Source organism: Floccifex sp. (assembly GCF_051873495.1).
In the GTDB taxonomy this organism is placed as follows: Bacteria; Bacillota_I; Bacilli_A; order Erysipelotrichales; family Erysipelotrichaceae; genus Floccifex.
Genome location: NZ_JBJEEX010000039.1, coordinates 1 through 12,554 on the forward strand (window position 1 = coordinate 1; position 12,554 = coordinate 12,554).

Annotated in this window: 12 protein-coding genes; 9 read left to right on the plus strand and 3 right to left on the minus strand. The window is 30.7% G+C overall.

Features of this window, described 5'->3' with window-relative positions:
- Window positions 1–158 precede the first annotated feature (158 nt).
- Window positions 159–725 carry a DUF1349 domain-containing protein gene (locus ACI313_RS02215; RefSeq protein ID WP_320104383.1) on the minus strand — a complete coding sequence of 189 codons (567 nt, stop codon included), beginning with the start codon at window positions 723–725 and terminating at the stop codon, window positions 159–161.
- Between the two features lie 197 nt (window positions 726–922).
- Between ACI313_RS02215 and pfkB the strand changes: the two genes are divergently transcribed.
- Window positions 923–1,822, plus strand: a complete 900-nt coding sequence (pfkB, locus tag ACI313_RS02220; protein WP_320608837.1) for a 1-phosphofructokinase — start codon at window positions 923–925, stop codon at window positions 1,820–1,822.
- Between the two features lie 45 nt (window positions 1,823–1,867).
- Here pfkB and ACI313_RS02225 read toward each other — a convergent pair whose 3' ends face one another.
- Window positions 1,868–3,238, minus strand: coding sequence for an MATE family efflux transporter (locus ACI313_RS02225; protein WP_320608836.1), 1,371 nt, complete (start codon window positions 3,236–3,238; stop codon window positions 1,868–1,870).
- A gap of 181 nt (window positions 3,239–3,419) precedes the next feature.
- On the opposite strand from ACI313_RS02225, the gene ACI313_RS02230 reads away from it, so the two are divergent.
- The 4 genes from ACI313_RS02230 to ACI313_RS02245 all read left to right on the plus strand — a co-directional run bounded on the left by ACI313_RS02230 (window position 3,420) and on the right by ACI313_RS02245 (window position 7,250).
- Window positions 3,420–4,280: a Nif3-like dinuclear metal center hexameric protein gene (locus ACI313_RS02230; protein WP_320608835.1), complete on the plus strand. Its 861-nt coding sequence runs from the start codon at window positions 3,420–3,422 to the stop codon at window positions 4,278–4,280.
- Window positions 4,281–4,419: 139 nt separating this feature from the next.
- Window positions 4,420–5,013, plus strand: coding sequence for an NADH peroxidase (locus tag ACI313_RS02235; RefSeq protein WP_320608834.1), 594 nt, complete (start codon window positions 4,420–4,422; stop codon window positions 5,011–5,013).
- Between the two features lie 55 nt (window positions 5,014–5,068).
- Window positions 5,069–6,289, plus strand: coding sequence for a CCA tRNA nucleotidyltransferase (locus tag ACI313_RS02240; RefSeq protein ID WP_439755174.1), 1,221 nt, complete (start codon window positions 5,069–5,071; stop codon window positions 6,287–6,289).
- Window positions 6,246–7,250, plus strand: coding sequence for a nucleotidyltransferase domain-containing protein (locus tag ACI313_RS02245; protein WP_320608832.1), 1,005 nt, complete (start codon window positions 6,246–6,248; stop codon window positions 7,248–7,250). The genes ACI313_RS02240 and ACI313_RS02245 overlap by 44 nt, the downstream gene beginning before the upstream one ends.
- On the opposite strand, the gene ACI313_RS02250 is transcribed toward ACI313_RS02245, so the two are convergent.
- Complete coding sequence (locus ACI313_RS02250) at window positions 7,245–8,765, minus strand: ATP-binding cassette domain-containing protein (RefSeq protein ID WP_439755175.1); 1,521 nt, start codon at window positions 8,763–8,765, stop codon at window positions 7,245–7,247. The two genes, ACI313_RS02245 and ACI313_RS02250, sit on opposite strands and share 6 nt — an antisense overlap.
- Before the next feature lie 119 nt (window positions 8,766–8,884).
- Between ACI313_RS02250 and ACI313_RS02255 the strand changes: the two genes are divergently transcribed.
- From ACI313_RS02255 to ACI313_RS02270, 4 genes are all read left to right on the plus strand, one after another.
- Complete coding sequence (locus tag ACI313_RS02255; RefSeq protein WP_439755176.1) at window positions 8,885–9,847, plus strand: macro domain-containing protein; 963 nt, start codon at window positions 8,885–8,887, stop codon at window positions 9,845–9,847.
- Between the two features lie 79 nt (window positions 9,848–9,926).
- Window positions 9,927–10,526 (plus strand): vWA domain-containing protein, encoded by a 600-nt coding sequence (locus tag ACI313_RS02260; RefSeq protein WP_320608829.1) that lies wholly within the window; start codon window positions 9,927–9,929, stop codon window positions 10,524–10,526.
- A complete protein-coding gene (locus ACI313_RS02265) occupies window positions 10,526–11,323 on the plus strand; it encodes an ADP-ribosylglycohydrolase family protein (protein ID WP_439755177.1) in 798 nt (265 codons plus the stop codon). The genes ACI313_RS02260 and ACI313_RS02265 overlap by 1 nt, the downstream gene beginning before the upstream one ends.
- Before the next feature lie 206 nt (window positions 11,324–11,529).
- Entirely contained in the window at window positions 11,530–12,495 is a 966-nt protein-coding gene (locus ACI313_RS02270; RefSeq protein ID WP_439755178.1) for an NlpC/P60 family protein, read from the plus strand.
- The last annotated feature ends 59 nt before the right edge of the window (window positions 12,496–12,554 follow it).

Consider the following 12,554-nt stretch of genomic DNA (forward strand, 5'->3'; position numbering starts at 1 on the left):
TTCGATTGGTGTTTTTTATCAACATTGGTGTATTAATTTTCTAATGTATTATACCTAAAATAATTCATTAAAATGAGTGTTTCACTCAATTTAGTCAGTAAAACTAAAAAATGGCATATCATTACGATATTGCCATGGTTTCTTAATTATAGATTTATTTAGATTCCCGTACGAATGTTTTCTGGAGCTTTATTAACCAAAGAAAAATGTTCAAACTTCATTTCACTACCTTCTGCATTTGGAGATTGCGTAACAAATCCTACTTTAATAGTTTGTTTCATAGGTAAAGAGAAAACTCTTACTTTAAATAATTTGTTTTCTTCAATTCCATAATGAATAGCAAAAGTATCTCCTTTGCGAGCCAATTGAAGCCAGACTTCATTTCCTTCTAAATTTACTCCATTTGCATCATCAGATGTTTTATTTGTGATAACTGAAACAATTGTATGTGTTCCAAAATTAGTAAGTTCAAAAGCACATTTAGCCCACAAATCATTATCTTCATAAGCCATCATTCCACATGCATCATATACTCCTAAGAACTCATGAGAAACTTTTGCCTTAATTGTAAAGTCGCCAGTTACTTCTTGAAATAAATAAGCTGCTGTACTTACTTTTGACTTTGATACTGCACTATTAATAAAATCAGTTTTTGTGTTTGAATTCATATATAAAGTCGAATCTTCAACTCTATATACAGGGTTATTCATTTCTTTAAAAAACATTATTCTTTTTTCCTCCGTTATTTACATTGATTATAACATTATTACATTTACATTAGGAAAAACAAATAATTAATTTCTTTTTAAAGTGATTTTATTTCAATCAACTGAGCTATAAAACAATCAATTAAAATGAGTGTTTCGCTCAATTTATTGAAAATAAAAATTAAATATATTTAAATAAGAGTGAGGTGATACATATGATTTATACTGTAACATTTAATCCTGCTTTAGATTATGTGATTCAAGTTGATCATTTTAAAACAGGACAAATTAATCGCAATAAAAGTGAAAAAATAGTATATGGTGGAAAAGGAATCAATGTTTCTTGTATCTTGAATGAACTTGATATTAAAAGTACGGCATTGGGATTTATTGCTGATTTTACCGGAAAAGCACTAGAAAATGGTTTAGAACAACTTGGAATTGCCACAGATTTTATTGAAGTTAAACAAGGAATGACGCGTATTAATGTCAAAATGAAATCCGATGAAGAAACGGAAATAAATGGGATGGGTCCAATTATTTGTCAAGAAGACTTTGATTGTTTATTGAATAAAGTAAAACAATTAAAACAAGGAGATTTATTGATATTATCAGGAAATATTCCTTCTTGTTTAAAAGCCGATGCATATCAAAGAGTTATTGAAAATTTAAATGAAGGAGTTAATTTTGTCATTGATTCAGAAAAAGATTTACTGATGAAAACATTATCTTATCATCCATTTTTGATTAAACCCAATAATTTAGAATTACAAGAAATCTTTAGTATTCAATTTGAAAATGAAAATCAAATTATTGAATGTGCTAAAAAACTACAAGAAATGGGAGCTAAAAATGTTTTAGTATCCATGGCAAAAGACGGAGCTATTTTAGTAGATGAAAAAGGAACAATTCATAAACAAGGCATTTGTAAAGGTAAAGTAGTGAATTCGGTAGGAGCTGGAGATTCAATGGTAGCTGGATTTATTGCTGGGTTTATACAAACGAAAGACTATGATTATGCGTTAAAATTAGGAACAGCTTGTGGAGGAGCCACTGCTTTTCAATCGGGATTGGCAACAAAGGAACAAATACAAGAAGCTATTGATTCATTATAAAAAAACATCGTCTAGTAACTTTAGACGATGTTTTTTCAATATGAATTAATTAACAATGTTGTTAACCCACATTTTACTTTTAACTAAGAAATAACCAGTAATGGCTTTGAGTCCATCCGCTATTGTGATTAATACCACAATCATTTCAATGGAAAGGTTTGTAAAGCGAGTTAAGATAAATGATAATGGGATAACAATCAACCAAGTGAATCCACTATCAAATAAAATGGTAATTCCAATTTTTCCACCACTTCGTAAAATGAAATAGGAAGAATTGGCATAGGACCAGAATGGCATCGCAATGGCTTGTACAATGATGATGAAAGAAGCCAATGCTTTAATTGTTGCAGTGGTTTGATAGATTTTAGGAAAAGCTATTCCTACGGGAACCATTATTAAAGCTACAATTGCGGTCACGAAACAAACAAATGGCATTAAATGATTGGCATCATCAATGGCTTCATCAAATAATCCGGCTCCAAGTTTATTTCCAACTAAAATACCAGCTGCTGATCCAAATTGAATATAGACAACACCAAATAAGTTTGTTAACGTACTGGCAATGTTTCGTGCAGCAACAACTTCTAGTCCGCGAACAGAATAACACTGTGCAATCACACTCATTCCAAATGACCATAAAAATTCATTCATTAGTAAAGGGATACTTTTTAAAATCATTTGTTTACATAAATCAGATGGAATATGGAATAAATGACGATAAGCTCCTACTAAATATTTATTTCTTTCAATATGTGTATGAGCCCAAATAATCATTACGAATGCTTCAATAATTTTGGCAATAACGGTAGCTACAGCCGCTCCAGCTACTCCTAATTGTGGGAATCCAAATTTCCCAAAGATTAAGGAATAATCTAAAAATAAGTTAAAAAATAAAGCGGATAAAGCTGCATACATTGGAATTTTAGTTTCTTGGCATTCACGAATAACACTGCAATAAACTTGTCCAATCGCAAAGGGAATCAAACTATAAATAATAATAGATAAATATTCTTGTCCATAGTGTAGGGTTTGTGCAATTAATTCAGGGGAATCATCTTTTGACAAGAATAACTGAATAAGATTGTCTCCAAAGAAAATGAAAATACACAATCCAAGAATACAAATTAAGGAAGCAAACAATAATCGGAATCGGAATGTATGTTTCTGTCCTTCATGGTTTTGTTTTCCAAAGAATTGACATCCAAAGATACCAGCTCCTGAAATAGCTCCAAAGATACTGATGTTGAATACGAATATAAACTGGTTAACGATTGAAACACCACTCATTTGGCATGTTCCAATTTGACCAACCATAATATTATCGAGCATACTTACAAAATTCGTAATTAAATTTTGAATAATCATAGGTATGGCAATATATAATATATGGGAATAATAACTTTTCTTCTTCTGCATAATACCTCCTTCTCAAGTCCATATATCATAACATAAAAATATTTTACCGACACTAATTGAGATAAATTTCACAATATAAGAAATAGTTATGTTTGGATATTGAAAAAATTGTAAATGAGTGTAAAAATCAAATTGTATACGTGAATACTTTAAATAATGAAATAGATGAGGAGGATGAATAATGAAAATTAATACGATGATTGAAAACATCAAAAAATATCATAAAGGATATGGAACTATTGATGACACAACAAGTAGAGACCAAGTTTTATTTGGAAATCCGGACCAAGAATGTACAGGAATTGTTACAACATGTTGGGCCAATGTGGATGTGATTCGTTACACCATTGAAAAAGGAGCTAATTTCATTATTTGTCATGAAGCCTTATTTTGGAATCACGGTGATCATAGAGATTGGTTGGAAGAAAGTCAAAATGAAGTTTATTTAGAAAAGAAAAAACTATTGGAAGATAATAATATTGTTGTATGGCGAAATCATGACTATATTCACTCAGGAATTCCATATAATGGGGATTATACAGACGGTATTTTTGTGGGATTGGCTAAGAAAATGGGATGGGATCATTTAATTGATAATCCGATTAATTCTTTTGATGATTCACTTGTTTGTTCAACTGCTTATGAATTCAATCAAGAAGTAGATCCTCAAGATTTGGCAAAACAATTAATTGATACATGTAATTTAAATGGAATTAAATTAATGGGAAATGAGCATGCTAAAATTAAAAAAGCGGCTGTTTTATTCCATGTTTTTGGGGATGCCAAAGAAGCAATTGAAAAAACAGATAAAAGCGATATCGATTGTTTATTGACAATGGAATTAATTGACTTTACATATGCGGAATATATTCGTGATAGTGGAATGCTTCAAAAAAATAGAGTGGCATTGAATATGGGACACTTTAACTTGGAAGAAAGTGGTATGGAATACATGTTAACTTATCTAGATGAAGCCATTGGAGAGTATGTACCAGCTTGGTTTAAACAATCAGGAGATAATTATAAATATATAGTGAAGTAATATGAAATGCTCGAATTTTAACACTAAAAATTGAAAAGAATCTCATACAAAATTTTTACAAATTTTTTGAGCATTTTAGATGAAAACTAATTCTAAAAAATATATAATGAAGACAGTTAAATAAAGGAGGACAAAAAATATGTCAAAATGGGTATGTAAAGTATGTGGATATGTATATGAAGGAGAATTCTTACCAGAAGATTTCAAATGTCCAGTATGTAAAGTTCCAGCAAATATGTTTGAAGAAGTAAAAGGAGATATGAAATTAGCAGCTGAACATGAATTCGGTGTATATGAAAAAACAGTAAAAAATAATCCAGATATCTCTGATGAAGATAAAAAATATATTTATGATCAATTAAAAGCAAACTTTGAAGGTGAATGTTCAGAAGTAGGTATGTACTTATGCATGGCACGTATTGCTCATCGTGAAGGATATCCTGAAATTGGATTATACTGGGAAAAAGCAGCTTATGAAGAAGCAGAACATGCATCTAAATTTGCAGAATTATTAGGATCTGATTTAGAACCAAATATGACAGATTCTACTAAGAAAAACTTAGCATGGCGTGTTGATTGCGAATTTGGTGCAACTGCTGGTAAAGTTGAATTAGCTAAAGTGGCTAAACAAAATAACTTAGATGCTATTCATGATACAGTACATGAAATGGCTCGTGATGAAGCTCGTCATGGAAAAGCATTAAAAGGTTTATTAGAAAGATATTTTAAATAAGAATAATAAGATGAGTCAGGTTGAATAGCTTGGCTCTTTTTTTTATAATCATTTTATGAAATTACCTGAACATGTATACAAAACAATGGAATATATCTCAACAAAAGGGAATGTCTATTTAGTTGGTGGAGCTATTCGTAATACAATTCTAAATTTACCCATATCCGATTATGATTTATGTACCGATGTTCCTTTAGAACAATTATTTCCTGATAAAAAAATAATGAAAAACGATAACCGTGAAATTATCTTTTTAAATGATCAAAACATTGAATTATCGACAATGAAAGGAAACACTATTCTAGAAGATTTATCGCATCGTGATTTTACAATGAATGCCATCGCTATGGATATAAACGGAAATATCATTGATCCTTATCAAGGACAAAAAGACATTCAAAATAAAAAGATAAAAACTATATCAAATGAATGTTTTACACAAGACCCTTGTCGTATATTAAGAGCCATTCGTTTTTCATGTGAACTAGATTTTGAAATCGTTGATGATATTACAGAATACAAAGATTTACTAAAAACAATTAAAACAGAAAGAATTCGAGAAGAGTTTTATAAAATACTATTGTTGAATCCAGGAAAAATAGAAGAATACAAAGACATATTTTTTGTGTTTTTACCAGAATTAAACTGTGAAATAGTACAAAATAATCCTTACCATATATATAATATATTTAAACACATCATTGAAACAACCAAACACACACCACCTGTATTGGAACTAAGACTCGCTGCTTTATTTCATGATATAGGAAAAGTTAAGTGTAAGACAACTAAGAATGGAATAGATCACTTTTATGGACACGATAAAATTTCAAGTCAGATGTTTATGAAAATTGCGAAAAGATTAAAAATAGATCATAAAACGACAAATAAAGTCAATACATTGATTTTAAACCATGAATTTAATTTATCTTTTTCTACTAAAGCGTGGACAAGAAGAATATTGAAATATGACTTAGATATTGAACAATTATTTTTATTACGAAAAGCAGATATTTCTGCACAAAATCCTATTTATTTAAATCGTTTAGAAGACTATGATAAAAAGGAAAAGGAAATTATTCAATTGGCTAAGAAAAAAAACATTAAAATTAAGGGCGATTACTTTGTTTCAAAAGATGTTGAGCCAAAAAATATTGGAAAAATTTTAAGAGAGCTACAAACAAAAGTATTATTAGGTCAGATAGAAAATGAAGAAGGGGCTTTAAAACAATATGCAGATCAAAGATATCGGAAATACTACCGAAATAATGAATAAACTAACTAAAATTGAAGGAATTCGTATTTTATATGTTTGTGAATCGGGTTCACGAGCATATGGACTTTACAACCAAGAAAGTGATTATGATGTTCGCTTTATTTATGCACTACCTGTGAATTCGTATTTAAATATATTTAATCAAAAAGAGGAAATCACAATTCGAGATGAACAATATGATATTGTGGGATGGGATATTAAAAAAGTATTGCGCTTACTTTCTAAAAATAATCCGTCTCTATATGAATGGTTAAATAGTCCAGTCATTTATTATGAAGACGCATCTTTTAATGCGATTCGACAATTATTATTAAAAAAAGGATTTTCACTTCGATCACTGGCTCTTCACTATATTTCTATGGCTAGATCAAATTATAAGAAAATAATGAATTATGAAACGGCTGGTGTGAAGAGTTGTTTAATGGTATTAAGACCTTTACTAATGGGGAAATGGATTTTAGATAAAAAAGAACTTCCTCCTATTTATTATCCTGATTTAATTGAATTGGAAACATCTATTCATCGTAAACTAGAAAAATTAATTGTGCTTCGAAAAAATAATATTCAAGTTGTTCCTTTTACCAATGACATTGAATCTTTCATTAATCGTGAAATGGATTTAGGAATGAAAAAAATTGTTCAGCTTAATGAACAACAAACTTTTTCAGAAGATGAATTAAATGCTTTGTTTATTGAAATGGTTCAAAACAAACAATGGCATTTAATAAATGAACAAGAACCTAAAATAGGAACAGACATTGTATTAATGATGAAACTAAATCAAAAGAATCAGTATTTCTATGCCAAAGCCTATGTATTAGGAGATCGTCGTTATACAATTAATGGAAAAGTATTTGTGACAGGAATTATTACGAATAAATACGAACCAATGGCATGGATTGAAATTGAAAAGCCTTCGAATTATATAATGAGTCAAATATTTAAAGAAAGTCAATCATAGCGATTGACTTTTTAAGTTATTGTTTTCAATTATGATTTGAGTATTAAATACTTTTTTAATGAAGTAACGATCATGACTAACACATATAATACATCCTTCAAAATCATTTAAAGCTTGAATCCATACAGGGATCGATAAAGGAGATATATTACGAGTGGGTTCATCTAATAATAAAACATTGCTTTTTTTAAGAATTAAATACGCAAAGTATATTTTGGCTTGTTGTCCAAGCGAACAATTGAAAATGTTTTGATTCATTTCACTTTCAATAATTTTTAAACTTCCAAGTATACTTTGAATAGAAGTGATATCAAAATCAAATCGTTGTAGAAAAGAAATAGGAGTATCATCTTTATAAAAGAAGTCACTATAATTTTGTGGCATATAACCCAAAACGATGTCTTTGCGATTCTTTAATTGTTGATACATATCTTTTACTAATAGTGATTTACCGCAACCATTATTTCCAGTAATACATATTTTATCTTGTCCATAAATTGATAAGGAAAACGGATTGATTAGTGTTTTATCTTCAATTTGAATGGATTTATTTGTGTATTCAATAATTTCTTTTGTCTTTGGTAAATGTGATTGATCAAAGAAAATATTAATTTCTTCTTCATATGAATCTAATTTTAAGTATGAACTTTGTTCTAAATGACTTTGACTCGATTTAATGGTTTTCATTTTATTTTTTAGTACTTTAGCTTCATGTGGTCTTTGCCTTGAAACAGAGCGTAAGTCACTTTGAACTTTATTGTGTAAATCATTTAATTTTTGTTTTTGTTTAAGATAAGCTTTCTTTTCATTTGAAGAAAGCTGAATATCTTTTTTTCTTGATTGTTCTCTTTGTTGGATGTAGTCACTATAGTTCCCTGAAAATAAAGTGATGACAGGTTTTGTCTTTTTGTTACGTTGTTCTAAATGAAGAATGCGCGTTGATGTATTTTTTAATAAAGTTGTATCATGGGAAATATAGATGATACTTTCTTTGGTGGAACGAATCCATTGTTCTAACCAAATGAGTGTATTCATGTCTAGGTCATTTGTGGGTTCATCTAAGCAGTACAAAGAAGCGGGTTTCATTTTCATTTTAACTAATTGTAGTTTAACTTTTTCACCACCACTTAGTGTGGAAATACATTGATTTGAATAAATAAAATGAGAATCAACATTCATTTCTTTACATAAATTATCAATTTCAATACATAAATTATAGTCTTCTATTTCATCTTCGATGTTTTCTTTTAATAGAAAATCAAGAGGAGTAGCATCATTCCAAATACTAGGCATAGACTGCGGTAAATAAGAAATGGTTTCAGTATTATAAATGGTTCCTTCTACTTTGACATAATCACAATCGATTCCGCATAATACTTTTAATAAAGTTGATTTGCCATTTCCTTCTTCGGAAATAATCGCAAGTTTTTCCCCATGGGATAAAGAAAAATTAAAAGTCGGTACAAGAGTCCGACCATTTTGTAGTGATATTTTTAAGTTTGAACATGTAAGCATAGTCTTCTCCTTTTTTATTATTGTTTAATAATTAGTTTATCTATGCATTCTCATGTTCTCACGACCTTTCACATAGAAAGATAACACAATTGGGAGTAAAATACAAATGGAGGAAGCATATGCCATTTGAAATTGTTAGAAATGATATTACGAAAATGGAAGTCGATGTCATTGTCAATACAGCGAGTTCTAAGCCTATTGTTGGTCCTGGAGTTGATAGTCATATATATGAAGAAGCTGGAAAAGAATTATGGAATGATAGAAAGAAGATTGGAGATATTGTCTGTGGTCAAGCCAAAATCACAAAAGGATATAATTTAAATGCGAAGTATATCATTCATGTTGTTTCACCGAATTGGAACAATCATTCACAAGACATTGATTTATTAAAAAAGAGTTATCAAAGTGCGTTACAACTTGTATTAAAATATAAATGTAAATCGGTGGCCTTTCCTTTATTATCAAGTGGAAATCGCGGTTTTCCTAAAGAAATTGCGATGCAATGTGCAATTGAATGTTTTAGTGATTTTTTATTGAAACACGATTGTATGATTTATTTAGTTGTTTATGATAAAAAGTCTTATTTGTGTTCTGAGAAGTTATTTCATTCAGTAAAGAGTTATGTGGATGATAAATATGTGGATGAACATTTTTATGAATCACGTAATATTTATTCACGAGAAATGAATTTATTTCCATTCGCTGGTAGTGCACGAAGTTTAGATCATTTAATGGAAGAATTAGATGAAACGTTTTCAGAGTGTCTAATTCGATTCATTGATGAGAGAAATTTAAAGGATTCGGATGTGTATAAAAAAGCCAATGTGGATCGTCGTTTGTTTTCGAAGATAAAAAATAATAAAAATTATCAGCCAAGTAAGGTAACCTGTATTGCCTTTGCACTGAGCTTGGAATTGAACTTGGATCAGACTAAAGAGTTGATTGGAAAAGCTGGTTATGCTTTGACGCATAGTTCTAAGTTTGACATTGTGATTGAGTATTTTATAGAGAATCATAATTATAATATATATGAATTGAATGAGGTATTGTTTTCATTTGATTTACCTTTAATTGGAGCATAACTTTATTTGTCGCTTTTGAAGCGACCATTCTTTGTTTGGATTTCTATATAGTATAGCTAAACAAAGGAGGTTACTTATTATGTTGACAGAAATTGTATTTGTATTGGATCGTTCGGGTTCAATGCATGGACTTGAAAAAGAAACGATTAATGGGTTTAATTCATTAATTGATAAACAAAAAAAGGAAGATGGTCAGGCCATTGTTTCAACGGTTTTATTTGATAATGAGATTGAATTGTTACATGATCGGGAATTAATTGAAAAAATAAATCCTATTACAGAAAAAGAATATTATGTAAGAGGGTGTACGGCTTTATTAGATGCCATTGGTTTTTCTATTCATCATGTTGAATCAAGTAAAGCGGATAAAGTTTTGGTGATTATCACAACCGATGGAATGGAAAATGCGAGTAAAGAGTATTCATATAATAAGATTCATCGTTTAATCGATAAACAAAAAGAAAAGGGCTGGGATTTTCTGTTTTTAGGAGCAAATATCGATGCGATTCAAGAAGCCAATCGTTTTGGTATTGATGCAGATTTTGCCACAGGATATAGAAGCGATGCAGTTGGGACAAGTTTAAATTACGATGTATTAAATGATGCGATTGGAAATGTAAGAAAAAATAAAAAACTAGATAAGAGTTGGAAAGAAAGAATAGAAAAGAGGGGAAAATAATGAGAGGTGCTATTTTAGGAGATATTATTGGGTCTCCATATGAATTTGATCGAGGAAATAAGACAAAGGATTTTCCATTGTTTTCAAGAGAATCAAATTATACAGATGATTCAGTAATGACATGTGCTATAGCTAAGGCATTTATGAAATCAATTGATGAACAGGCAGATGATGATCAAATTAGAAAAAATATTATTGAATGCTTGAAATATTATGGGAATAAATATCCTTTAGCGGGTTATGGAGTTCGATTTTATCGATGGTTAAAACAAGAAAATTCTCAACCTTATAATAGCTTAGGCAATGGTAGTGCGATGCGGGTTAGTAGTGTAGCTTGGTTGTATGATAATTTAGAAGATGTTGAACATGCCGCAAAATTATCAGCTGAAGTAACGCATAATCATCCAGAAGGAATTAAGGGAGCCCAGGCGGTCGCAAGTGCGATTTATTTAGCACGAACACATCATTCAAAACAAGAAATTAAAGAATATATTGAGTCAAAATATCAATATGATTTATCACGAACAATTGAACAAATTCGTCCTAGTTATTGTCACGTAGAAACTTGTATGGAATCTGTTCCTGAAGCTATTACAGGTTTTCTAGAAGGAGATAGTTTTGAGGATGTATTGCGTACAACGATTTCGCTAGGAGGAGATTGTGATACACTTGGTGCTATAGCTGGTAGTATTGCACAAGCGTATTATGGAATTGATCCACAATTGAGTGATAGATGTAAGGATTATTTACCAGATGATTTATATAGTATTGTTTTAGAGTTTGAAAAGCGGTGTTAATTTTTATTTTTTAATTTGGTTTCTGATGAGCTATTGTGCAAAAGAGTGGGGGATTTGATATTATTTTTTGTCTTTTTGCGATTTTTCTATTAATGAAATTTTGTCTTTTGTACTTACAAGGGATAAAAAAATTAAATTATTTGTATTATTTTTATTAATGTGGTACATTATAGATAACTGATAGTCTGAAAAGGGGGAAGATTATTGTGAGTTTAATAGAAAATAATGGAAAGAAAGTTGCTTCCGTGTTATGTGTGGCTAGTTGTTTCCCAGTAGTCGCAACGGTATATGCGATGGAAACAAATCCAGGATGGCATGGAGAAAAATATGTTAAAGAAGATGCGACAGTAGCTAAAGGTTGGGAAGAAATCGAAGGAAAATCTTACTATTTTTCTGAGGAAGATGGAACGGTTGATGAACAAGTAACGAAAGAAGCTGTAGTCGCTACTGTAAATGTAGAAATGACAGAAACTGTCACAGCACAAGTAAAAGAAGAAACTCCTGTTGAAGTTTCAAATGTTGTGAAAGAAGAACAAAATACAGCTGAAGTTGAACAACCAGAAACACCTGATGTTCCAGAAACTCCTGTTGAACCTGAAACACCAGTAGAGCCTGAAACTCCAGTTGTTCCAGAACAAACAGAACCAGAAGTACCAAGTGTTCCTGAAACTCCGGTTGAACCAGAAACAACTCCAGAACCTGAAACTCCAGTTGTTCCAGAAACACCAAGCGTTCCAGAACAAACAGAACCAGAAACACCTTCTATTCCTGTTACACCAACTGAACCTGAAGTTCAAGAACCTGTAACAGATCCATATGCGGATTTAAATAGTCGTATTGTGGATGCGGCATTATCATTAGTCGGTGTTACGGATGGTCAATGGTGTACACAAGTCGTACAACAAGCTTTAGCGGGTGCGGGTGTACAAGATGCTTATCAATTATGGCCTGATCAATATGTTGGTCAATATGGTTACTATACAGATACTCCACAAGCTGGTAACTTAGTTTATTATTATAATGGTGGTCGTGGAGTGGATCACATTGCGATTTATATCGGAAATGGGATGGCAGTTCATGGAAATTACATGACTTCATCTGGTCCTAAGACTATTATTTCTTCTGTTTATATTGATGGTGGAGCTCCTCAATTTATTCAAGTCGTACGTTAATTCCTAGGGTAACCAAAATCTTTTGGGGTTTATCCAAAAACTTTTAGGGTGAACTTTTG

Excerpts from the sequence above, each read along its gene's own strand:
- ACI313_RS02215 (WP_320104383.1), bottom strand. The coding sequence starts at position 725 with ATGTTTTTTAAAGAAATGAATAACCCTGTATATAGAGTTGAAGATTCG.
- pfkB (WP_320608837.1), top strand. The coding sequence starts at position 923 with ATGATTTATACTGTAACATTTAATCCTGCTTTAGATTATGTGATTCAA.
- ACI313_RS02225 (WP_320608836.1), bottom strand. The coding sequence starts at position 3,238 with ATGCAGAAGAAGAAAAGTTATTATTCCCATATATTATATATTGCCATA.
- ACI313_RS02230 (WP_320608835.1), top strand. The coding sequence starts at position 3,420 with ATGAAAATTAATACGATGATTGAAAACATCAAAAAATATCATAAAGGA.
- ACI313_RS02235 (WP_320608834.1), top strand. The coding sequence starts at position 4,420 with ATGTCAAAATGGGTATGTAAAGTATGTGGATATGTATATGAAGGAGAA.
- ACI313_RS02240 (WP_439755174.1), top strand. The coding sequence starts at position 5,069 with ATGAAATTACCTGAACATGTATACAAAACAATGGAATATATCTCAACA.
- ACI313_RS02245 (WP_320608832.1), top strand. The coding sequence starts at position 6,246 with ATGCAGATCAAAGATATCGGAAATACTACCGAAATAATGAATAAACTA.
- ACI313_RS02250 (WP_439755175.1), bottom strand. The coding sequence starts at position 8,765 with ATGCTTACATGTTCAAACTTAAAAATATCACTACAAAATGGTCGGACT.
- ACI313_RS02255 (WP_439755176.1), top strand. The coding sequence starts at position 8,885 with ATGCCATTTGAAATTGTTAGAAATGATATTACGAAAATGGAAGTCGAT.
- ACI313_RS02260 (WP_320608829.1), top strand. The coding sequence starts at position 9,927 with ATGTTGACAGAAATTGTATTTGTATTGGATCGTTCGGGTTCAATGCAT.
- ACI313_RS02265 (WP_439755177.1), top strand. The coding sequence starts at position 10,526 with ATGAGAGGTGCTATTTTAGGAGATATTATTGGGTCTCCATATGAATTT.